The following is a 20,954-nucleotide window of genomic DNA, read 5'->3' as shown; positions in this document are numbered from 1 at the left end:
GCGAAGAGACGCATGGCGATGCCTGCCCGCAAGCATCAATGGCAAATAAGGGTTTTATTCTTTCCGTAAAGGCATAATTAAACGTATCTGTTTGGCCCCTGTAAAAAGGCACGTTTAACTAGTTGAAAGAACAACAAAACTGATAAAAGCCTAATTCATGATCGAGATTTCCCACTGAGTTTCACTCATCGTGGTTGCCTGAGTTAACAAAGTCAATGCGATAAAATAACACTTTATTCACTTTTTGATGACCATCAAAGAACTGAAAAATAGGGAAAAAATCCCAATTTATGCACTTAATTGCATATGTATTGCATAGATATGCGTTTCATGCAGAGCAATTTCATTGCTTATTTATTCATTCAAAAACGCGAATTTGCATTGGGAACGTTAATGTTTTCTTTTTCGCCATTATTCTCTTTTTTTAAAGATGCTAAATTAAACCCTGCCTAGTGCAATGCATTACCTTTCCACGTCTTTTCAATATAAATAACTCTGATTAAACAGGCTTCTCATGGAAAAGTTATCTTACGCGTCTGAAAGCAGTACATCTCCCTGGACTACCTACCTAAGCCAAATTGACCGCGTTGCGCCTTATCTTGGTGAATTATCTCGCTGGATAGAAACGCTGCGTCATCCCAAAAGAGCATTGATTGTTGATATCCCGGTGCAAATGGATGACGGATCCATCCGCCATTTTGAAGGCTATCGCGTGCAGCACAACTTATCGCGCGGGCCAGGCAAAGGCGGCGTGCGTTACCATCCCGCGGTTGACCTGAACGAAGTGATGGCGCTCTCTGCCTGGATGACCATCAAGTGTGCGGCGGTCAACCTGCCTTATGGCGGGGCCAAAGGCGGCATTCGCGTTGATCCCCATGCGCTGTCTGAAGGTGAGTTGGAACGATTAACGCGTCGTTACACCAGTGAAATTGGTCTGATTATTGGTCCACAGAAAGATATTCCCGCGCCGGATGTCGGTACCAACGGCAAAGTCATGGCCTGGATGATGGACACGTACTCGATGAACCATGGCACCACCATTACGGGTGTGGTGACCGGTAAACCGATCCATCTTGGCGGCTCGTTAGGTCGTGAGAAAGCGACCGGCCGTGGCGTATTTATTACCGGTCGGGAAGTGGCGCAGCGCTCCAACATTACCATTGAAGGCGCGCGCGTGGCGCTGCAGGGTTTTGGTAACGTGGGCAGCGAAGCGGCCCGTCTGTTTGCCGAAGCGGGTGCGCGCGTGGTGGTGATTCAGGACCACACCGCCACCTTGTTTAATGAGGGCGGGATCGATTTAACTGCGCTAAGTGCATGGCAGGCCGAGCATAAACAGATTGCCGGTTTCCCAGGCGCACGTGAAATCGAGAAAGAGCAGTTCTGGACCACGGCCATGGATATTTTGATCCCGGCCGCGCTTGAGGGGCAGATTACCCGCGAACGTGCGGAAATTATCAGTGCAAAACTGGTGCTTGAAGGGGCGAACGGCCCAACCTACCCGGATGCCGATGATGTGCTGGCTAACCGTGGCGTACAGGTGGTGCCGGACGTAATCTGTAATGCTGGTGGGGTAACGGTGAGTTACTTCGAGTGGGTGCAGGATATGGCGAGTTTCTTCTGGAGCGAAGACGAGATTAATAAGCGTATGGATCGCATCATGACCGAAGCGATGGTTCATGTTTGGGACAAAGCCGCAGAAAAACGCTGTTCACTGCGTACCGCCGCTTATATTGTTGCCTGCGAACGTATTTTACTGGCACGTAAAGACCGCGGTATTTATCCTGGCTGACTTAACGGTTTAAGACGCCTATTGGTAAAAACCGGGAGTGATACCATTTCCGGTTTTAAAATATCTGAATTAACGTTTATGAGATAACATTCAAGCAGCCAATTTTTGGCATATTACGCTTCGCTTTAATGAAGAGAGACAAAAATATTTACCGCCGTAAGCTGAGCGTGTTAAGTAAAGCTAACTCTTAAGTTAAACGTCATCACCGCAGTGAGAGGACGTTTATCCTGTCGTTTATGCAAGGTTCACCCCCCGCAGGCCTGACCAGCAGCGCGCGGCGGACTGCGTAATCAGCACCGCAGGATCTTCGCTAAAGTCATTGACTAAATTCACTATCCTGTCAGTTAAACTTCTTATGTTTTCAGTGCCTACGTAGACAAATTCATTCACCGGTAATACGTAGGCATATCCCTTTTCACATACCAAACTGCGTGAGAATCCATTTTCGAGCATCGCATAGAGTAATTCGATCTGCATACTGGCAGTGGGCTCTTTCAACTCAATGCGAATAGTGTAACTGGCCATGATAAAACCTCCCGCGCGATAAAATTTAAGTTTACTTAAGTTTAATTGTGCCAGAACTTATATTCTGCTTTTAAGAAATATCCTAGTGGCTGCCTGCGCATAAATAAAAGGGTAATTTAGGGGTTACAGCGATCGGGTGTAGTAAATAGTGGCACTGTTAAGCGCGTCGGCGAAATGAGTTAATATATTTAACGGCTTGGGTTTATTGTTATTCCGTTCGGCTTATTTATGTTTATCGTTAATTAGAGACAATAGACGCTACGCGGGCTATCTTTAATAGATGGATCTTTTTGAATCAGTGTTAAAGACGTTTGCAAGCGAGTTTCCGCAAAAGGCGATTTTAAGCGTGGTATTTTTCCTATTTTTTATGCCTTAAGTGGAGTAGCAAATGAAATTAACCGTAACCGACTTTTATGTGTTTAGTCAGGAGGATGCCGACGGTTGCTGTAATCTCCACCGTGAACACTGCCGCTGGGCGCCGGCCTATAATAATCGCGTGTTTATGGGGTCCTTTTATTCACCCGCGCATGCCTGGCAATATTTCCGCACGCATCATGCCGAAAAAAGAGCGGCGTACTGCCTGGTTTGTATGCGAGAGGGCGCCTAAGGCTTAAAGAGTGATTTACAAAGGCTGTTGCGCAAAGGCCTGTTTCAGCGCATCAATCGCACACCTTAGCCGCAGCGGCATCGCGGCGGTTTTCAACCACACGGCGTAAATGGGTAGGCTGTTGCTGCGCGTTTGCGGCAGGATCTCAATCAGTTTTCTACTCTGGATATCCTCATTTACCAGCCAGCGCGGTAATTGTGCAATGCCGTAGCCTTCAAGAGTCGCAGCATAAACGGCACTCATGCTACTGAAGCGCAATCGATCGTCTGGCTGCCAGTAAACCATCTCCTCAGCGTTTTTCAGTAGCCACGGCTGCGATCGACCGTTTTCAAGTAACGTTAGATGCGGAAAATCAATAAGACCGTCTGGTTTATCCAAAGGATTAACAGTCGTTATCAGGGAAGGCGCGGCGCATAACAGCAACGGTTGCTGGCCAATCAGGCGAGCAGTCAGATCCGCGTGATGGCCGGGTGCCCCGATACGTATCGCGAGATCAACCCCTTCGGCTGCCAGATCGATGCGTTTGGTTGAGAGCCGCACATCGAGAGACAGTCCTTGCCAGCGGCGCGTCAGCGGCAATAAGACGGGCATCACCCATTTCTCACCCAGCAAGGGCGGCGCTGCTACCCGCAATTGGCCGGTCGGTTCGCTGGCATGCGCCATAAGTCGATTCTCTGCCGCATCCAGACTCGCCAAAATCTGCAGGCAATCCTGATAAAATTGTTCACCTTCACTGGTCAGCGACAGGGATCGAGTGGTGCGCTGAAATAATTTCACCTGCAAGCGTGCTTCCAGACGGGCCACTGCTTTTCCCACGGTGGAACGCGATAAACCGAGTTGCTCTGCAGCCTGACTGAATCCACCCGCCTGGGCCGCCTGCACAAAAGCACGGATGCCGTTCAGCCTATCGGTGTTGACCATTTTTTTGCGACCTGGAATTGACGATAAAGATTCGCCAGTATGACGAAAACATAGCGTAAATGGCGAATTTAAATCGTGTCAGGATAAGGTTTTCGCCTCAGGACCTTCGCATGTCAGCTTCTCACTCTGTTACACCCGCTAAATTGATCCGCATGCAAACAGGCATTTGTCTGGCCAGCTTTCTGGGTTGTATTGATTTCACCATCGTCAATACCGCTTTACCCGCACTGCAGCGACATTTTCAGACTGATATTGAGGATGTGCAGTGGGCAATGACGCTGTTTGTGATGGCACTGTGTTGCTGCATGGTGATGTCAGCCCGTCTGGCTGAACGCATGGGGGCTCGTCGGGTGCTTTATGCCGGGATGCTGCTATTTGGCACGGCTTCGCTAGGGGCGGGATTAGCCCCTAACCTGCTGTTCTTGCACTTTTGTCGCTTGTTACAGGGCGCGGGCTGCGCGGTACTGTATACCGTCAGTGCCACTATTCTGGTTGAGGCAATGCCCGTGGCAAAACGCGGCAGCGCCCTTGGCGTGCTGTTTGCCGCGAACGGACTTGGATTAGCGTTGGGGCCGGTAGCCGGCGGGGTGCTGGTAAGCTGGCTCGGCTGGCGTGCGGTTTTCCTGCTGAATGTGCCGCTTATCCTGCTGAGTTTTCTTTTTTGCAGCGGCTGTATTGCGGCATCGCGCAGACGTAATGAAACGCGTCTGGATATACCTGGCTGGCTGCTGATGACTGCCGGGTTAGCTCCATTGCTGGTGTGGTGCAGCCATGTCCTGCAATGGGGGATGTTAATGTGGACTTCATTCGTGACGCTGCTGGCGTCGCTGCTGCTGTTGCTGGCTTTTGTGCTGCTAGAAAAACGCGCGATTCAACCGATGATCGACTTGCATCTATTGCGTATTCGCGGCTTTGTGTCCGCCTGTTTGCTCTCCGTGTTGCTGGCGATATTCTACTGCTCGGCGTTTATGCTGATGCCGTTCCGCCTGATGGCAATCTTTTATTTGAGTGATGCACAACTTGGCCTGATGCTGCTGCCGGTGACGTTAATCATGGCCCTGGTATCGCCACTGGCAGGTCGTGTTGCTGACCGGTTTTCGCCCTGGCCGGTGATGGCGGTAGGTTTTGCCCTGCTGGCGGTTTCCGCACTGCTACAGAGCCTCGTCAGCTCAGCGCTCTTACCTCTCTTTCTCGCCTTCATACTGATGGGGGCAGGTTGGGGGGCCATCCTCGGCCCTTCTGTCGCAGCAGCACTCGCCGCTTTGCCCGAGGCCCATCACGCGCAGGGAATTGGCATTTCGTGGACGCTACATAATCTTGGCGGCGCGCTAGGGTTAGCCTTAGCAACACAGATCTTTCAAACCGGCGGCGAGATCGCAGGTTTCCAATGGGTGATGTGGGGACTGGCGGGCGCAGCGGTGATCGGTATGCTTGTTGCCGTGAGAGAAGCAAAAAGCACAAGCGTAGCAGCGGCGGATGCGGGTTAAAATTAATTCAACAGCACGGCATGCCATTTCTTTGCCCGCTCGCCACATTGAGCGTATTCACAGAAGCAGGAGAAATAAACGGTTGTCCTTGACCACGCAGACGCATGACGCATCCTGTTGAATCACTATCCGACCAGAGAACGCAGCATGCAGAATCCACACAAGACCACGCATTCACAGAAACGCGCATTAATTGCGGGTTCTGTTGGCAACTTTATTGAGTGGTACGAATTTGCCGTATATGGCTTTCTTGCCACGGTCATCGCGCAGAATTTCTTTCGCCTGCAGGGCGAAGCCGAGCTGACGGGGTTAATCCTCACTTATGCCTCGTTTGCGGTCGCTTTTTTCTTTAGGCCTCTCGGCGCGGTGTTTTTTGGCCGCATGGGCGATAGGATGGGACGCAAGCCCACGCTGATTTTCGTGTTGATTATGATGACGTTAGCGACGACGGCGATCGGCTTGATTCCCACCTATGCCAGCATTGGTGTGGCGGCGCCGCTGATCATCACCGGGCTGCGTATTCTGCAAGGCCTGTTCGCCGGGGGGGAATATGGCGGCGCGGTTTCACTGATGACTGAATTTGCCCCTAAAGGACAGCGGGGACGTTACGGTGCCTGGCAATCATTCACTGTTGCATTGGGGTTACTGGCGGGAGCCGGCATTGTGGCGTTGCTTTCCGCCGTGTTAAGTGCTGAACAGATGCACGACTGGGGCTGGCGCATTCCTTTTTTCCTGGCATTACCGATGGGGGCGCTGGCGTTGTGGTTACGGTACAGCATGGAAGAGACACCCAGCTTTGTGCGCCAGCAGCAAGCGAAAAAAACGCATCAGCCCCAACCGGTCCGGGCCAGCTTCGGCACGACTTTCAAGATCATCCTGCTGGCGATTAGCCGCGTGATGGTTTGGTCGGCGGCGGGATATACCTATTTGGTGATTATGCCCACCTATTTGCAATCATCACTGCATACCGGATTTAATCAGGCGCTGCTGATTGCGGTGATATCTAACGTCGGCTTTGCGGCAACCATCCTCCCGGCGGGGATCCTCAGCGACAGAATAGGGCGTCGCCGCGTGATGGTTATTGCTGCTTGTCTATTGCTGGTGCTGGCTTTGCCGTTGCTTAAATTACTGCAGGCCGATGCCGCAACGCTGTTAATCAAGGCATTGGTGGTATTACTGGCAGGAGGAATTGTCGGGTTGCTGGCAGGACCGGGACCGGCAATGCTGGCGGAGATGTTTCCCACGCGCGTACGCTACACCGGACTTGGCCTGGCTTATTCTCTCTCTAACGCTATTTTCTCGGGATGTGCTGGGCTGATTATCACTTCACTCATTAAGCAGACAGGCAATCTGGATATTCCCGCCTGGTATATTATCGTGACGGCTGCGGTGAGTATTCCGGCGCTGATGACGTTGAATAAAACCGATCATTTGCGGTCGCTGGATGAGTAAGCAGAATCAACGCTAAAGGCAGAGGAGAGTGCTGCCTTTAGCGCGGCAAAATTCTATGGTGACAATGATGGCGAGTTAGTCTTTAGCTAAATGCCCCACCGCTTCCCGAATCGCGACTTCTCCGCTCGTCAGCTCAATAATGATGCGATTGAGGTCAGGCCGATCGATGATTTCTGCCAGCGTAGCTGCAACGTCTTCACGCGGGATATCGCCATAGGGAATAGCAAGGCCCGCATTGACCTTTCCGCTGCCTTGTTCATCCGTTAGCGTGCCAGGGCGCACTATCACCCAATCCAGCTGGCTTTGTGCCAGCGCCACGTCCGCCATTTTTTTCACGCGCATGTAGTTTTCGAAGTTGGCGGAAAGGTTTTTTCCTCTTCCCGCTTCAGGGAAAGCGGAAACCAGCAAAAAGCGTTTTATCCCAGCCTGCTGTGTTGCAGCCACAGCGGTTTTCAGGCCTTCACCGTCAATGGCATTGGTCATCTCCTCTCCGCCTTTACCGCCCGCGCCGGCGGTAAAGACCACCACATCACTTCCTGCCATTAGTGCGGCGAGAGCGGCGCTATCCAAACGGGTTAAATCACCGTTAACCGGCTCTGCCCCCCGTTCGCGTAAGGGTTGTTCCTGCTCCGCTTTACGAAACAGCGGGCGTGCAATATGGCCTTGGGTTGCTAACAGGGATGAAAGGCGACGACCAATGTTTCCTGCACCGCCAATAATAAATACCTTGGACATGAATGCCTCTCTGATTCCGTGAGTATGAGTAAAGGGATGAAAGTGTAGGCAGGCATGCGGATGAACGCCAGTTTAGGCTTATAGGTGGCGGGCTCGTAATACCCTGCGCTGCAGATTTATTTCAGTCATCTACACTCGAACCAGACGATTATGACAGGAGGAAATATGGCAGAGAGTAAACATGGGCTGGTCTCCCAAAGCGGAACCGCGTGGAACGGGCAGACCTACAAGGAATATCCGGCCGGTAAGCCAGAAATATCGGTAATGCGTATGTCATTACCTCCGCATAGCGAACTTCCCTGGCACACGCATCCGATGCCGAATACCGCTTACATTTTATCTGGCCAGCTGACGATTGAAGACAAAGAAACCGGTAAGACCCATTGCGTTAAAGCGGGGGACGCGCTGAATGAAACCATCAACAGCGCGCACCGTGGCTATACCACCGACGACGCAACCGAGTTAGTCATTTTCTACGCGGGAGTGGAAGGGCAGGCGCTTTCAGAATCACTGCCAGGCGAAGAGTCCGAGTTCTGAAGGTATCGCCAGAGTGCGTCGCTGCAAAATAAGCGAATGCTGTGGCGCGAAGAGCGGACTTGATCAGCGGTTTGCAGTACCCTGTTTACCTCGCAATTCAATCCTCTCTTCGAACAGGTAATATCGACAATGGCTCTGATTCCAAAAAATTACGCGCGGCTGGAAAGCGGCTACCGTGAGAAGGCATTAAAAATTTATCCATGGGTATGTGGACGCTGCGCGCGTGAGTTTGTGTATTCAAACCTGCGCGAATTAACCGTTCACCATATCGATCATGATCATACCAATAACCCAGAAGACGGCAGTAATTGGGAGCTATTGTGTCTGTATTGTCATGACCACGAACACGCTAAGTACACAGAAGCAGATCAGTACGGCACGCGCGTTGTGGCGGGAGAAGACGCGCAGAAAGATGTTGCCGCAGCCACCTATAATCCTTTTGCCGATTTAAAGTCGATGCTGAACAAGAAAAAATAATATCGCCAACAGGCCTCGCGCCGAGGGAAACGCTCTTCGCGAGGTCATCTGGCGACGCATCGCTGCCCCATTTTAAACGCACTACACGCCAAAATTCTGCTCAAGTCAGATTTTCATGATCCACATGTAGCGTATCGAGCATGACAGACAAGGTCTCAATATTGATTTGGCCCGGTGCAGAAGCCGCTCCCTGGCTGGCAAACGTTAAATTGCTTCCGAAAAGCTCGCCAGCGGCACGCGACAGTTTGCCTGGGTCACCATGGCCATGGTGAGTAACGGTTTGTCGGACTGCTTTCTCATTTGCCAGGTAACGTCCAGCAGTCGAATGACATCGTCAGGCCAATGCGGCATAACAGCTATCTTTAGAATATCTGCGCCCTGAGCCGCTTGCCACTGCAACCTTTCAAGTAGGTCGGCAGAAGACGGCGTTGAGGCGAAATCGTGAAACGAGAGGATCACAGCCACTTTTCGACGGTGGGCTTCGTTAATAATTTCCTGGGTGATGCTCTCGCCAATGCGCATTTCAACATCAATAAGATCGGCAAAGCCAGCCGCTAACCATTTTTTATACAGTGCCAGATAAGTTTGATCATCCACCTCGCCACTCCCGCCTTCTGCCTTAGTGCGGAACGTCAGCAGCAGCGGCTTTCCCTCAAGCCGCTCACGTACAGCATGGCCAAGATGTGCAATTCGATCCGCGTCCAGCGCATTTTGATGTTTATCAACGCGCAGTTCGGCAATTTGTACAGCGTCATTTTCGGCCGCCTGGCTGGCCTGACTCAATAGGGTTTTGTCATTATCACCGTTTAAAGACACGATAACGGCAGGTTTACCTTGCTTAATGGTGATATTACCCACCGTGAGCGGCGTTACACGCACAGTCGCTGCTTTATCAGAGGGTTTATTCTCTTCACTGTTCGCCGCCGTTGCTGCAAAAGGCATCATTTCTCTCCGGACCTAATTCAAATTTCCATATTATATTTAGTTCACCTTTTTCAGCCCCGCAATAGCCCTTTCAATTTAGATGAATAAAGAAATTGTTCGCCTATGTAATAGTCATGTTCATATCAGAATATGGTAAGCGGGCGGCGTAATATGAATTTTACAAAATTAAATAAATTTTCAGTGTTTAACGTGGCTTAATAAAAATCGCTATCAGGAATAAACGAGACGTTAACGCATTACGTCTGAACGCTACTTAAAACTGAACCTATACTCTCTATTCGGCACTTTTGAATGAATACGTGAAAATAGTGAGGAATAAGATGGTTACGTTGTATCACGCGATAAAAATCTCAGCCAGCCGTCATGAGGTTTATACATCACTCACGGATCTGAAGAAAATGGCGGCCTGGCATGGCGGCAAGGTCGAAGGAGAAATTGCGGCGGGAAAGGTTCTTACTCTGCGGCCAAAACCGGACACTCACTTCAGCTGGGTAACCGAAAAACTTGTAAGCGATGAGCGCATTGTGCAGACGTCGCGAGAAGAGAGCGACAGCGATCCCGGTAAAACACTTGTTTTTACGCTCAGCGATTTAAACGATGGTCGCACGCTCGTTAAGCTGGAGCACGGCGTTTGGTCAGAAAATGATCCGCATCTTCCTTTTTGTAATACCTATTGGGGAGAAGTGCTATTTCACCTGAAAACCTTTCATGAACAACCCTGAGAGAGAGCCATACCATGCCACAAAAAAAACCGTCTACTTACCGCATCGTTAAAGCCGGTGAACCTCATCCTCAAGGCTGGAATGTTCCCCCCGTTAACGATCTGCGTTCAGCAATTGAACTGCTTAAAACATTACCAGAACAGTATGTTGAATCGAACCGCGAAGTGGATCCGATTGCCGAACTTGCGGGTGTATATCGCTATATCGGTGCAGGCGGCACGGTGATGCGCCCCACGCGTATCGGCCCCGCTATGACGTTCAACAATATCAAAGGTTTTCCTGACGCGCGTGTTTTGGTCGGCTTAATGGCAAGCCGTAAGCGCGTGAGTGCGTTACTGGGCGCGCCGGAACGTGAGTTGGGTATTCAGATGGCTGAAGCGCGAAGGAACGTGACCCCGCCGACGGTAATTGAGCCTGAGAATGCGCCCTGCCAGGAAGTGGTCTATCGGGCTGAGGACGAGGGATTTGATTTACGAAAAATTCTGCCGGCACCGACCAATACAACTGAAGATGCAGGACCCTATTTTTGTCTTGGTCTGGTGTTGGGAAGCGATCCTGATGATCGCGATAATGTTGATGTCACTATTCATCGTCTTTGTGTTCAAAGCAAAGATGAACTTTCAATATTTTTTGCGCCAGGACGCCACATTGATGCGTTTCGCTTAAAGGCGGAAGCCGCGGGCAAGCCGTTGGCGGTGTCCATTAATATGGGGCTTGATCCGGCAATTCATATTGGCGCAGAGTTTGAAGCACCCACCACACCGTTTGGTTTTAATGAGTTATGCGTGGCGGGAGGACTACGAGGTCAACCGGTTGAACTGGTGGAGTGTTTGACCGTTAAGCAGCGTGCGATTGCTCGCGCAGAAATTGTTATTGAAGGTGAAATTTTACCCGGCGTACGCGTTGCAGAAGATCAGAACAGCCATACCGGCAAGGCGATGCCGGAGTTTCCCGGTTATACAGGGGAGGCAAACCCTTCGCTGCCGGTAATCAAAGTGAAAGCTATCACCACGCGGAAAAATCCCATCCTGCAAACCTTAGTAGGACCAGGTGAGGAGCATGTCAGCCTTGCGGGTATTCCAACGGAGGCCAGCATCCATATTGAATGTGAGGACGCTCTGCCAGGACTGGTAAAAAATGTGTACGCCCACAGCGCAGGTGGCGGTAAGTTTCTTGCCATATTACAGGTGCAGAAGAAAAATGCCGGTGACGACGGTATGACGCGTCAGGCTGCGCTGATAGCGCTTTCAGTCTATCGTGAACTTAAGAACGTGATTTTGGTTGATGAAGATGTCGATATCTTTGATACCGATGATGTGATGTGGGCTTTACAGACGCGTTATGTCGGCGACATCGATACTCTTTTCGTGCCCGGTGTTGCGGGGCATGTGCTTGATCCTACGCAACAGCCTTTTTATGACCCGCGCGTAACGGCGAAGGGAACAACGACAAAAACCATCTTTGATTGTACGGTACCTTATCATCTGAAAGAGCATTTTATTCGTGCTCAGTTTAAAGAGGTGGATGCGAGCTTGTGGTTATCTTCGTAACTCACTTTATCGATTGTTAGCGATAACGCAATCGTGGATGCGAGGGGGACAAAGTGAAGAGGCGGGCCATGGCGGCCCATTCTCTCCATACACAAATCATTTTTATAAAAAATATTTTTCTTACCTCTGGCTTAATAAACCTGTACAAGCTCGTTGTTGTTGTATAACTTCACCTCCTGGCATAACGATTAAACCGTGACCAACCGAGGGTTTTCATGCAACAGAACGTAGGCACTTCCAGTTCGATAAATGACATTGCTGCTTATTTCAACAACGCATCACTTCCTTCTCAGCAGGAAACGCTGGGTAGCATTGTGGTTGAGATCCTCCGTTCGGGACGTAATCTGAATCGCAAAGCGATTTGTACAAAACTTTTGTCACGTCTCGAACTCGCCTCCACGTCTGATGAAGAGCATCACTACCACCAGCTGATAGCGCTGCTATTTGGCCGGGACTAAACGTTGTTAATCGGCCTATCTGGCCAGAGAGTGATATGAAAAACAGCGATGAAGAAAAACTCTGTGACATTCTCATCGGTGAGGCTGTTGTTACGTTACTGCGTGAAAAAGGGCGCATATCGCAACGTGCGCTTCTAACTAAGCTTAGGCTCATGCTTAACGCGGAGCATGATGAAGTGCGCATGCGCGCTACAAAGCTCGCCATTCGGGATGTTGAGGCTGAAATGGTACGGCGCGATAGTCCCGGCGCGGGAGAGCGAGAAAAGGGCGTAATAATTACGACTGGAAAATTCGGTAATGATGGCTCAACCCGGCACTGATACTGGTAGAAGTGTCAGCGAGAGAAAGCTCATAATAGTCACCAAGGTTAAAAGGAACACCCGATGCAGCAGAATACGACCGAATCAGACCTCCAGTCCTTCTTACATAGTACTGGAGATCAGTTTGACGAAGAAAAACAGGTGATTGGTGCCATAGTGAAGTCGTTACTGACAGAAAGAGGCCGAGTAACGAATAAAGCCATTATTTTAAGTTTGATCGCAGAACTTGAAAGCACGAATGATATTGAGCAGCTTGATGTGCTGCGCAATTGCCTCGAAATCGTCGTGGGCCGCACACCGGATGATGATAAATGAGATTTTTTCGGCCTCGCCTCTATGTGAAAGCGTAAAGAGGCGAGGGCGACGTACCTTTAGAAAGTTAGATGTTTGCTGAATGATAGGTGGCTAATTCAGTAGGAAGTGCCTTCAATTCCCGTAATGTCTTCTCTGCATGCCGCTGGTGCGTGTCTGATTGCTTCCGGCGCTTATTTCTCCCTCGATTACTCTTGAGCAGCCAGTCATTAAAGCGTTTCACTATTTCTTCAGCGTGCTGCGGATCAGGTGTGCGGCACAGCAGCAGGCGACTCATCGTCTGATGAGTACAATCGATGGCGTAAATTTCATGGGTCATATCGCGCGGCTCGCACTCTATTGCTGTGAAATGCATGTCAGGCCAGCGATTCACCTTTGACATAAACTCACTCAAAATCATATTTTCACCTCTAATTATTATGGAATGCTTTTTACTTTTCCCTACTGGTCAGTCCAGACTAGACGCAAGTCAGTACTTTGCAAATTAATGGCACTATTTTTGTGGCAAATTTTTGCCTGATGGTTGTCAGTTAAGATATGAAAGACCCTCATTATCGAGAGCACACAATGTAGCGGCGCAATTCATTGCGCGATAAATCGCGCCGCTACGGAAGGTGCGGTGATTTGATACGGCGCTTAACTGATCGGCATTAGGCAAACCAAGGGTGAAGCAGCCCGTAACAGTGAAGTGAGTTGCAAAGAGAGGAGGAGCGGCGCGAAAACAAAAGAGCAGGGCGGATAAGCTGGCGCTACGAGCTCAACATGGCGTTGAGACTTCAGCGTTGTGGCCAGCTATCCGAAAGATCGTGGCAATAGGGTGCAAACAACGTTTACCAGTTGAAGTAAGCCCAACGCTCCTCTTCACCCGGGGTCAATCCTACAACGACTTTAAGCGTGTTGAGTAAGATATCGACCTGCGCGGCATCAGAAGTGGTTTCAATGTCCGAAATGAGGTGCAAAATTAACGCACTGGTCGTGACCTCTCTTCCTTGATTAGTCAAATCACGAACCGTGGCGTCAATAACCGCGGTTTCCGCAGAGAGAGCATCACCCGCACTAAGGAAGTGGTGAAAAATGTTTGCTTCAACTGTATTTTGCTGCGTGCTTTGATGCATTGACTTTATCCCCTTCATCCGGAAGTGTAGTGATAACGCGACGCGTAGCGACCATCTTAAAATTGAAATATAGCCGACTCTGTCTAGGTGTAAAGTTATACACTAATTTTAAAATTGTACAGATATTCTGGTTGTGTACAGATTTGGATTTTTGGCGAAAAGTGCTAATTGTCATCAAGCTATAAGTGAGAGCACGCGCAATGCAGCGTTGCGGGGGAAATGCTATACGCTTTCCGTTATGGCGCTGCACTCAAGGCATGGCCAGGAAGAGGCAAATAGAGAGCGGGGATTTCGTAGGGTGCGCATTCATGCGCACCTGAATAAAGAGGCATTTTTGGCTTAAGTAAGCGGCGAAGCCTCAAAAAAATGTGGTTGCGCGCCCTCAGGCGCGACCGAGATAACATTAGGTTTTACTGTTGTCTTCCGACGGCAGATTCATGAGTTGAGGAGACTTTGCTGTAGCAAGCCAGCGGAGTTCTGCGCGATGTCGGGGGGCGGTGTTAACGAACCCTTTGAGCCAGTGCCTGGCGTCAGCAATTTGAGAAAGCTTATCTTCACTGATACCGTTTTCTGCCATTACACCTAATTCTGCAATAAGGGATTCAACGCTGATTTCCTGTTGACTAACGGCGAGGTTAAACACTGCTTCGCCAATAATAATGTGCCCTTGCTGGTCATCATGAAATAACACGGTGTTTCCTCCTGTTCATTTCTCGTTAATCATCAAAAAAGTGTAGTCAAGGATTCACTTTTATTCCTGCTACATCCACTTGTCCCTGTAATTTAGCTGAAAAAAGGTAGAATTAAACGTAGGTGACGTTTAGCCAACTCGCTGAAAGAGTGAGTAAAGAATGATTATGCTGGCAAATAAGCATCCTTAAAGAAAATTCTTAAAAAGAACCCTTGTTGTCAATGAAATCGATTTCAAGCCGTTTCTATTTTACTGTGCCGATGTCCAATAATTCTTATGCAGCAGTTGGTTTGACCACAAATTGTGGAACAGAATATTAAAAATCGACAAACTACATTCACTAGTAAGGAAGTAATTATTTTCTAAATAAGTTCGGTAAATGTATTAATTCTGACATTTATCTTTTGCAGGCATAAAGAGGGCAATGTGTGGGGGAGAGTGTCGTCCCTGACATATTCTCCGGCCGGTACACGTAGAAACGTGACCGCTGAGGTCATCTTCGTTATCGTCTTCCGGCCGGAGCCGGACTACGTCCTATGGCGTCAGTTTGTCTCGTCGTTCAAGCCTGCAAGCGTTTGCAGGTAGGGCACTTGATGGACTGCTCGCTCCGGTTCTTCGAAACTCTTCAGCCAGGCACTGGCTTTGGTAATCTCAGACAACCGCGCTTCGCTGCCGCCAGCATTTGCCATATGATCAAGTTCGTCGATTTGCGAATGAACGCTGACCACTCTTTGACCCAAGGCAATGCTTAATGCCGCTTCGCCAATAATGACGTAGCCTTTCCCGTCGTGTTGAATAGACAAATTACCTCCTCCATTTCACGTTGATGAAAACCTCATTACCAACTGTAGGCAGGATGGGGATTTTTGCCTGGCGTTTATTCTTAAAAAACCGTCATAATTAATTTTAAATGGTGTTCATGCGCCAGGTATCTCGGTTAACGCTTATATATTAAGCATAAATACCCAAACACGTTGTGGCGTGACCTGAAAATACGCCTTGCTGGTGCGTTAATTTATCAATGCAAATGTGCAAAATAGCGCACAGGATTTCCATTATCATCGAACACCTCAAAGGATATTTTTTCATTTATCTTTAAAGGCTTTTTTAAAGGTAAGGTGTAATTACCTTTAGGGGCGACCATAATATTATTGATCATCTTATTCGGTTCAATTTGCAGACGAAGGCTCATAAACCAGGGCGTCGGGTTGACGATAGTTAAAAGCTGATTGCGGCTCTCAAAACGTAAGCGTTGCACATCTTGCTGTGTAGGCGCGGTAAGGGCTGCCGGGCGAATGAAGACTTTAAGGCGCAGTCGTAGCGGCAGCACCACCTTGCGCTCAGCATGACTTGTCTCTTTTGCTAATGCAGGTATTTGATAAAGATTAAGCCAGTACAGGCTCTCTTTATCCATGGGCAGAGAATGCTGTGAGAGTAACATCAGCCGAATAACTCGCTGTTCATCGGGGAGAAGTTTCATCACCGGCGGCATAGCAAATACCGGTGTCCGGGTGAGCGTAGGTGACTGCATTATGTCCCCATCATCACTCCAGATCTGCACAATGGTCGGATTATCAGGGCTATTTTTGAGATTCAAGGTCTGGCTGCTTTCGCTAGCACTAAAGATAATGCGCGTTTTATCAATATTTACGACGGCAAAAGTAGAATGGGCGTAAAGCACACAGGCTAAAACCCACGCGTTACTGAAAGCTAACCACCACTTGCAACTGCGCATTGACTGTCCCTGCTGTAATTGTTTGTCCACTCAGTGCTTCAAGCGAAGCGGTAAAGTCACCGCTATACATGTTGCTGGTGCCGGAAGCGGCGAGCGAGGTCAGATCGGTATAGGCATACCATCCTCGCGTATTACCTGTACCGGTACTGGTGAGATCGGGTAACAGGTTAATGGGAGCACCGTTAGCGTCATAAATTTTGATGCCCACTCCGGATGCCACGCCACTGCTGCCGTATTGATTATCCAGCAGCCATGTCAGTCCGCCGCCGCTGGTGGTTAATCCCATTTGAGTGGCTTTAAGAACGGATGTTGCCTGATTAACAAGGAAGCCCATGGCGACATTGGCTGAACTTGTCGTTGACGTGCTAGTACTGGAATTCGCGCCAGATTCACATTGCAGCGTGACGGAAAAGGGGGCCTGGCTGCTGCCACCACCCGATAACGCCCCTACGCTAATCGTCGGCAACAACACTACCGAGGGATAATTTTTCACTTCACACAGTGCGCCGCGGACATAAGTAACGTTTTTGTAACTACTCCAGGCGGCAGGCCAGTTAGCGTAAAAGCCATACCAATAGCTAGCGCTGTCTTGCCCATCCCGCAGGCTATTAGTATCGAGCCCGGGTCCTTTAAAGGCGATATAACCGCGTGGCTGCGTCCAGATATCGGTATAGCGATTCGCCGCGGATGCATAGTAACTGGTCGAGCTGATTTTAAACATTTCATACAACACGTTGCTGAAGGCGCTGGCTGGGATATAAATGTAGGTGCCGTCGGAATACCAGTTGTCGGAAGTAAACTGACGTGATTTCCAGTAGCGACTGTAAAACTCCCCGGTAGCGAGATTGGTCATACGTACTGCCACATTTTTTGCCACGTCATAATAGGCCCCCTCTACTTCACTGCTGGCATACATACCGGCATACGGGCTATCACCATTCGTGGCATACATTTCGTACAGGCTGCCGGCATCAGTCACAGCGCAGCGATACAGGATCTGATTCGGGCTATAGTTCACACTGCTAGCCGATGAGAGAAAGCTACCCACAGAGCTGGCAAGCAGCGTCCCGGAGGGTTGAAACGTACTCCCGCTGTTGATACTGATTACAGACGGTAAGCCAAGATTGCCGGAGCAGGTATCACAAGCACCTGGCCAGGAACCGGCTGTATAACCGGCTGCCAGTGCGGCGGCAGAGAGCGACGAGGTGCTGGTCACCCGAATACAGTTCGCCCAGACCGTGGGAGAGTGGGCCAGCAGAATAATAAGCGCCAGCAGCCAGGTTTTAATTTTCACGTTTATGATTTCCTACATGTCCCGTCGAGATGAATAAGCGCCTGATGCACATGACCGGGGATTTGATAATTCACTAAGCAGTGGTTCGTATTGCCATTCCAACTAACTTTCAGGCTGCCTGAGGTATGCGGCACGCGGGCGTAGAGCTGGCTTCCCTGGCCAACGACGCCAATTAATGTGCCTTCGCTGTCGCGAACGTCAGCCCCCATAGGTGGCGTAATGCCCTCATTGAGTGAGATCAATACCGCGTTGCCGCGCAGCGTGGAAAATTTCACCTGACTCACCGCACCTGCATAAGGTACTACGCGCTGACTTCCCCCGCTTAACTCGGCATCCGCACGCATGTTTTTGCTATCGAGGGTGACGGTATTTTCACGATATGGGGTAAGCGACGGCAGCAAGGCATAACCATGGCTATCGATCACCGCACCCTGACCGTTCTGCACAACTGCACCTTGCGCACCGTCGGCATGAATCAAAGCAAAGGTGTCGCTGGTATACGGACCGGCCGTCAGTCCACCGCGATGCAAAAGCAGCGTACCGGAAGTACCCAGTCCGAGCTGGCGGTAATCATTACCTTGACCATAACTGGCGCGGAATGCCCCTACTCGGGTATTTTGCTGCAAATTACCACCGAAGGAGCTGGCCTCGCCCGTTGAATCGTTGTGGTAACGATCGGTACCGCCATACATCGAATAGGATAGGTCTCGCTGCTCACCAGCCGATCCGGTAAGTGAAACGGTGGAAGAGCGGCTGGTTTTTGACTGGTTATAGTTGTAGGCCACCGAAGAGAGGCCCGATCCCCAATCCAGCGGTAGAGAGATATTTAACGAAACGGTGTTTTCGGTATATTTCTGCTGGCGTGAAGCGTCTGCATTATCATTCACACTGATGATGTGACGTCCGCTGTTCCAGTACGTGCGTTGGCGCGCCACATTCACTCCAAAACTGATGGTTTTCCAGCTGGTGGTATAGCCGAGTTGTAGCTGAGTGATACGCGACTGATTGTTGTAATAGTCTGAACTACTGGCACTGAGACTGAGCAAGCCATACGCATCCAAAGATTGGCTTAGGGTTGCCGACAGTCGATTTCGTTGATTAAGCGTATCAGAGTCGTAATGAATTCCATTTTTGGCCTGGCGTCGTACGCCAAGTACATCCTGTAGATCGCGAAAGCCACTGGTGGAGTAGCGATAGGCAGCTAACACCAGATTCGTACCAGTGTGAAAGGTTTTGCTATAGCTTAATTCGGCGCGCCAGCCCGAAGTAGGGTGATTTTCCTCCACTTTGGCTTGGGAGAAGGTGGTGTTCATGCCTAAAGCACCCCATTGTGTCGCCCACACCCCACCCAGTAACCAGGCCTGATAACCTTGCGCCAGCCTGGAACCTGCCGTCGCTGTTATGCTGTTGCTCATGCCATGTTGTAAAACGCCTTCCAAAAAGCCGTTGTTCACCGAGTAATATTGGCGCACGCGTCCCATGGCTAAGGAATAATGCCAGTTACCCGGTCTGACAGAATCTGGAACGGAGGCATAAGGAACGGTGAATGTCGCCATCTTACCGTTTGCCTCAATCACCGTTACCTCAAAATCTCCCTGGCTGCGCGTGTTAAACAAATCATCAATGACAAAGGGGCCTGGCGGCACCACAGTTTCATAAACCACTTTATTTAACTGCTTCACCACTACGCGTGCGTTCGATGAAGCAATACCGTGAATTTCGGGTGCATAGCCTCGCCTGCCTTGCGGCCACATACGTTCATCCGTGGTTAACTTGATACCGTTAAAGGGCAGGCTGCCAAACAGATTGCTGTCGGTGTAGCTATCACCGATAGCAATTAAGCTGTTTAATTTTTCTAACGGACGTTGCACCCAGGTTCTAACGCTATTATAGCGATAGCTACTGCCACCGGTGCTGCTGCTCAGATAGCGTAAATTACTTTGGTGGCGTAGTTGCCAGTTCGCGATATTACTACCCGCAGTAATGCCACTCCATAAATATTGGTAGCGATAATCCGCACCACTGTTTTCCGTCCAGGTATAGTTGGTGTTATGACGCAGAAACAGAGCTGTCATACCTTGATCCCATTCAGACACTGGGACGTAGCCTCTGGGTTTACGATTAAGTGCAGTCATGGGCAGCGTAATATTTAGACGCAACGCCGCGGCGTCAAACTCCCAGTTTCCAAAGGACGTCCATGATGCAAGCGGATAGCAGGTGCGGGATAAGGGCGATGTCAGGGCAGATTTTATATGTAGCGTATCAATAAGTGACTTCGACAAGCAGGGCTCAGCGCGTTTATCTGCTTCTGAGGAGATAAACGTGATCTCTTCGCTGGAAACAATTAATTTATTGTTCAAATAGACATCAACAAGATATTGCCCCGCTGGCACGTCACTACGATTGAATTGATCAATGTTTTGACCAAAGGATGAGCCTTTGAACAGCGAGGGATCAAAATAGTATTCATCAGCATGTGCAGGATGAGACAAGCAGCCCGATACGCCGAAAAAGAATAAGTACAGCCGCAATTCACTGCGCGTCAATTGTATAGCTTTCACTTATTCTTGCCCCCTGATCGTTAATCGCATCGATATTCACCGCACCCACACCTTGTAAGCGTTTATTATTTTTGTGAAACCAACATGTTTGTCTGGCGAAGGGGGCTATCATTTCAGGTGTGCAAGAGTATTTTTCGGTGGATATGCGTACAGAAACAGCGACTATCGAGGCATACCAAGGCTGAGCATTATCTATTGTTATGCCATTCCCTTTAACGGCATCATAGACATCATGAACAGTTAATCCTTTTAGAATATTTTTTGGTTCGCCAATGGCGGTTGGACGATAAAAAATCTTCACTCTATTTCTCAGCATTACCGTCATTGCATTTTTCGCTGAATCAGACGTTAGATTGCTGGGGGGGATTTGCAGCATGTTGAACCAATAAAGCGTTTCTCTATCCTGTGGCAGAGCTGTTGTTTGGTTGAACATAATGCGTGATACTTGCCCAGCCTTGGGCTGAATGCGAAACACCGGCGGTGTAATAATAAAAGGGACGTTATTGATTTGCTGTGGCTGAGCGTCAATATCACCTTCATCAAACCATGACTGAATGACATACGGAATGTTATCGTCATTTTTAAACTGAATATCAATTGAGTGAGCGGAAGATGGATAGATAATACGGCTCCCCAATAACGTAACACTCGCCGTGGCATTCGCAGACGTCAATATCACTATCAGAAATAAAGATGAAAAAAGCGTGTGTAAAGACATACC

General features: G+C 49.5%; 22 protein-coding genes. 10 read left to right on the top strand and 12 right to left on the bottom strand.

Annotation, left to right across the window (positions count from 1 at the left end; translation table 11 throughout):
* Positions 1 to 514: 514 nt before the first annotated feature.
* The gene (locus CRO19_RS22865) at positions 515 to 1,789 is read left to right on the top strand and encodes a Glu/Leu/Phe/Val family dehydrogenase (protein ID WP_097098123.1); all 1,275 of its coding nucleotides are present in this window, start codon (positions 515 to 517) and stop codon (positions 1,787 to 1,789) included.
* 234 nt (positions 1,790 to 2,023) lie between these two features.
* Here the strand turns inward: CRO19_RS22865 and CRO19_RS22860 are convergent, their stop codons facing one another.
* Complete coding sequence (locus CRO19_RS22860; RefSeq protein WP_097098122.1) at positions 2,024 to 2,314, bottom strand: hypothetical protein; 291 nt, start codon at positions 2,312 to 2,314, stop codon at positions 2,024 to 2,026.
* Between the two features lie 622 nt (positions 2,315 to 2,936).
* A complete protein-coding gene (locus tag CRO19_RS22850; protein WP_097098120.1) occupies positions 2,937 to 3,842 on the bottom strand; it encodes a LysR family transcriptional regulator in 906 nt (301 codons plus the stop codon).
* A gap of 110 nt (positions 3,843 to 3,952) precedes the next feature.
* Between CRO19_RS22850 and CRO19_RS22845 the strand changes: the two genes are divergently transcribed.
* Together CRO19_RS22845 and CRO19_RS22840 are read left to right on the top strand one after the other, a co-directional pair.
* On the top strand, positions 3,953 to 5,329 hold the full coding sequence (locus CRO19_RS22845; protein ID WP_097098119.1) for an MFS transporter: 1,377 nt from the start codon (positions 3,953 to 3,955) through the stop codon (positions 5,327 to 5,329).
* Positions 5,330 to 5,476: 147 nt separating this feature from the next.
* A complete protein-coding gene (locus tag CRO19_RS22840) occupies positions 5,477 to 6,781 on the top strand; it encodes an MFS transporter (RefSeq protein ID WP_097098118.1) in 1,305 nt (434 codons plus the stop codon).
* A 75-nt stretch (positions 6,782 to 6,856) separates the two neighbouring features.
* Here CRO19_RS22840 and CRO19_RS22835 read toward each other — a convergent pair whose 3' ends face one another.
* A complete protein-coding gene (locus CRO19_RS22835) occupies positions 6,857 to 7,516 on the bottom strand; it encodes an NAD(P)H-binding protein (RefSeq protein ID WP_097098117.1) in 660 nt (219 codons plus the stop codon).
* Positions 7,517 to 7,681: 165 nt separating this feature from the next.
* Between CRO19_RS22835 and CRO19_RS22830 the strand changes: the two genes are divergently transcribed.
* Together CRO19_RS22830 and yajD are read left to right on the top strand one after the other, a co-directional pair.
* Positions 7,682 to 8,053 (top strand): cupin domain-containing protein, encoded by a 372-nt coding sequence (locus CRO19_RS22830; protein ID WP_097098116.1) that lies wholly within the window; start codon positions 7,682 to 7,684, stop codon positions 8,051 to 8,053.
* A 129-nt stretch (positions 8,054 to 8,182) separates the two neighbouring features.
* Positions 8,183 to 8,530, top strand: coding sequence for an HNH nuclease YajD (gene yajD, locus CRO19_RS22825; RefSeq protein ID WP_097098115.1), 348 nt, complete (start codon positions 8,183 to 8,185; stop codon positions 8,528 to 8,530).
* 204 nt (positions 8,531 to 8,734) lie between these two features.
* Here yajD and aroD read toward each other — a convergent pair whose 3' ends face one another.
* Positions 8,735 to 9,475, bottom strand: coding sequence for a type I 3-dehydroquinate dehydratase (aroD, locus tag CRO19_RS22815; RefSeq protein WP_097098114.1), 741 nt, complete (start codon positions 9,473 to 9,475; stop codon positions 8,735 to 8,737).
* Between the two features lie 320 nt (positions 9,476 to 9,795).
* Here aroD and CRO19_RS22810 point away from each other — a divergent pair, with 320 nt between their 5' ends.
* The 5 genes from CRO19_RS22810 to CRO19_RS22790 all read left to right on the top strand — a co-directional run bounded on the left by CRO19_RS22810 (position 9,796) and on the right by CRO19_RS22790 (position 12,840).
* On the top strand, positions 9,796 to 10,197 hold the full coding sequence (locus tag CRO19_RS22810) for an SRPBCC family protein (protein ID WP_097098113.1): 402 nt from the start codon (positions 9,796 to 9,798) through the stop codon (positions 10,195 to 10,197).
* Positions 10,198 to 10,211: 14 nt separating this feature from the next.
* Positions 10,212 to 11,747 (top strand): UbiD family decarboxylase, encoded by a 1,536-nt coding sequence (locus CRO19_RS22805; RefSeq protein ID WP_097098112.1) that lies wholly within the window; start codon positions 10,212 to 10,214, stop codon positions 11,745 to 11,747.
* 215 nt (positions 11,748 to 11,962) lie between these two features.
* On the top strand, positions 11,963 to 12,205 hold the full coding sequence (gene ycgZ / locus CRO19_RS22800) for a regulatory protein YcgZ (RefSeq protein WP_097098111.1): 243 nt from the start codon (positions 11,963 to 11,965) through the stop codon (positions 12,203 to 12,205).
* Between the two features lie 35 nt (positions 12,206 to 12,240).
* Positions 12,241 to 12,525: a hypothetical protein gene (locus CRO19_RS22795; RefSeq protein WP_097098110.1), complete on the top strand. Its 285-nt coding sequence runs from the start codon at positions 12,241 to 12,243 to the stop codon at positions 12,523 to 12,525.
* A gap of 63 nt (positions 12,526 to 12,588) precedes the next feature.
* Positions 12,589 to 12,840 (top strand): biofilm/acid-resistance regulator YmgB/AriR, encoded by a 252-nt coding sequence (locus CRO19_RS22790; RefSeq protein WP_097098109.1) that lies wholly within the window; start codon positions 12,589 to 12,591, stop codon positions 12,838 to 12,840.
* A 64-nt stretch (positions 12,841 to 12,904) separates the two neighbouring features.
* Here CRO19_RS22790 and CRO19_RS22785 read toward each other — a convergent pair whose 3' ends face one another.
* The 8 genes from CRO19_RS22785 to CRO19_RS22750 all read right to left on the bottom strand — a co-directional run bounded on the left by CRO19_RS22785 (position 12,905) and on the right by CRO19_RS22750 (position 20,951).
* On the bottom strand, positions 12,905 to 13,237 hold the full coding sequence (locus CRO19_RS22785) for a hypothetical protein (protein WP_097098108.1): 333 nt from the start codon (positions 13,235 to 13,237) through the stop codon (positions 12,905 to 12,907).
* A 430-nt stretch (positions 13,238 to 13,667) separates the two neighbouring features.
* Positions 13,668 to 13,952 carry a biofilm development regulator YmgB/AriR family protein gene (locus CRO19_RS22780; protein ID WP_097098107.1) on the bottom strand — a complete coding sequence of 95 codons (285 nt, stop codon included), beginning with the start codon at positions 13,950 to 13,952 and terminating at the stop codon, positions 13,668 to 13,670.
* 403 nt (positions 13,953 to 14,355) lie between these two features.
* Positions 14,356 to 14,643, bottom strand: coding sequence for a hypothetical protein (locus CRO19_RS22775; protein ID WP_097098106.1), 288 nt, complete (start codon positions 14,641 to 14,643; stop codon positions 14,356 to 14,358).
* Positions 14,644 to 15,185: 542 nt separating this feature from the next.
* The gene (locus CRO19_RS22770) at positions 15,186 to 15,446 is read right to left on the bottom strand and encodes a hypothetical protein (RefSeq protein ID WP_097098105.1); all 261 of its coding nucleotides are present in this window, start codon (positions 15,444 to 15,446) and stop codon (positions 15,186 to 15,188) included.
* A 215-nt stretch (positions 15,447 to 15,661) separates the two neighbouring features.
* A complete protein-coding gene (locus CRO19_RS22765; RefSeq protein WP_320204526.1) occupies positions 15,662 to 16,408 on the bottom strand; it encodes a fimbrial assembly chaperone in 747 nt (248 codons plus the stop codon).
* The gene (stbD, locus tag CRO19_RS22760) at positions 16,344 to 17,666 is read right to left on the bottom strand and encodes a fimbrial usher protein StbD (protein ID WP_370659832.1); all 1,323 of its coding nucleotides are present in this window, start codon (positions 17,664 to 17,666) and stop codon (positions 16,344 to 16,346) included. Before stbD ends, CRO19_RS22765 begins: the two co-directional genes overlap by 65 nt.
* Before the next feature lie 8 nt (positions 17,667 to 17,674).
* On the bottom strand, positions 17,675 to 20,218 hold the full coding sequence (locus CRO19_RS22755; protein ID WP_097098102.1) for a fimbrial outer membrane usher protein: 2,544 nt from the start codon (positions 20,216 to 20,218) through the stop codon (positions 17,675 to 17,677).
* Positions 20,205 to 20,951, bottom strand: coding sequence for a fimbria/pilus periplasmic chaperone (locus tag CRO19_RS22750; protein ID WP_097098101.1), 747 nt, complete (start codon positions 20,949 to 20,951; stop codon positions 20,205 to 20,207). The genes CRO19_RS22755 and CRO19_RS22750 overlap by 14 nt, the downstream gene beginning before the upstream one ends.
* Positions 20,952 to 20,954 lie beyond the last annotated feature (3 nt).

Origin of the sequence: Candidatus Pantoea floridensis, assembly GCF_900215435.1 — a bacterium.
Lineage (GTDB): Bacteria > Pseudomonadota > Gammaproteobacteria > Enterobacterales > Enterobacteriaceae > Pantoea > Pantoea floridensis.
Note: the sequence above shows the minus strand (reverse complement) of the source record. Positions and strands in the feature narration are given on the sequence as shown.

Bases quoted from the DNA above. Each gene is read 5' to 3' on its own strand.
- CRO19_RS22810 (WP_097098113.1), top strand. From the start codon at position 9,796: ATGGTTACGTTGTATCACGCGATAAAAATCTCAGCCAGCCGTCATGAG.
- CRO19_RS22750 (WP_097098101.1), bottom strand. From the start codon at position 20,951: ATGTCTTTACACACGCTTTTTTCATCTTTATTTCTGATAGTGATATTG.
- CRO19_RS22865 (WP_097098123.1), top strand. From the start codon at position 515: ATGGAAAAGTTATCTTACGCGTCTGAAAGCAGTACATCTCCCTGGACT.
- CRO19_RS22840 (WP_097098118.1), top strand. From the start codon at position 5,477: ATGCAGAATCCACACAAGACCACGCATTCACAGAAACGCGCATTAATT.
- CRO19_RS22830 (WP_097098116.1), top strand. From the start codon at position 7,682: ATGGCAGAGAGTAAACATGGGCTGGTCTCCCAAAGCGGAACCGCGTGG.
- CRO19_RS22795 (WP_097098110.1), top strand. From the start codon at position 12,241: ATGAAAAACAGCGATGAAGAAAAACTCTGTGACATTCTCATCGGTGAG.
- CRO19_RS22805 (WP_097098112.1), top strand. From the start codon at position 10,212: ATGCCACAAAAAAAACCGTCTACTTACCGCATCGTTAAAGCCGGTGAA.
- aroD (WP_097098114.1), bottom strand. From the start codon at position 9,475: ATGATGCCTTTTGCAGCAACGGCGGCGAACAGTGAAGAGAATAAACCC.
- ycgZ (WP_097098111.1), top strand. From the start codon at position 11,963: ATGCAACAGAACGTAGGCACTTCCAGTTCGATAAATGACATTGCTGCT.
- CRO19_RS22790 (WP_097098109.1), top strand. From the start codon at position 12,589: ATGCAGCAGAATACGACCGAATCAGACCTCCAGTCCTTCTTACATAGT.
- CRO19_RS22845 (WP_097098119.1), top strand. From the start codon at position 3,953: ATGTCAGCTTCTCACTCTGTTACACCCGCTAAATTGATCCGCATGCAA.
- yajD (WP_097098115.1), top strand. From the start codon at position 8,183: ATGGCTCTGATTCCAAAAAATTACGCGCGGCTGGAAAGCGGCTACCGT.
- CRO19_RS22850 (WP_097098120.1), bottom strand. From the start codon at position 3,842: ATGGTCAACACCGATAGGCTGAACGGCATCCGTGCTTTTGTGCAGGCG.
- CRO19_RS22780 (WP_097098107.1), bottom strand. From the start codon at position 13,952: ATGCATCAAAGCACGCAGCAAAATACAGTTGAAGCAAACATTTTTCAC.
- CRO19_RS22785 (WP_097098108.1), bottom strand. From the start codon at position 13,237: ATGATTTTGAGTGAGTTTATGTCAAAGGTGAATCGCTGGCCTGACATG.
- CRO19_RS22860 (WP_097098122.1), bottom strand. From the start codon at position 2,314: ATGGCCAGTTACACTATTCGCATTGAGTTGAAAGAGCCCACTGCCAGT.
- CRO19_RS22835 (WP_097098117.1), bottom strand. From the start codon at position 7,516: ATGTCCAAGGTATTTATTATTGGCGGTGCAGGAAACATTGGTCGTCGC.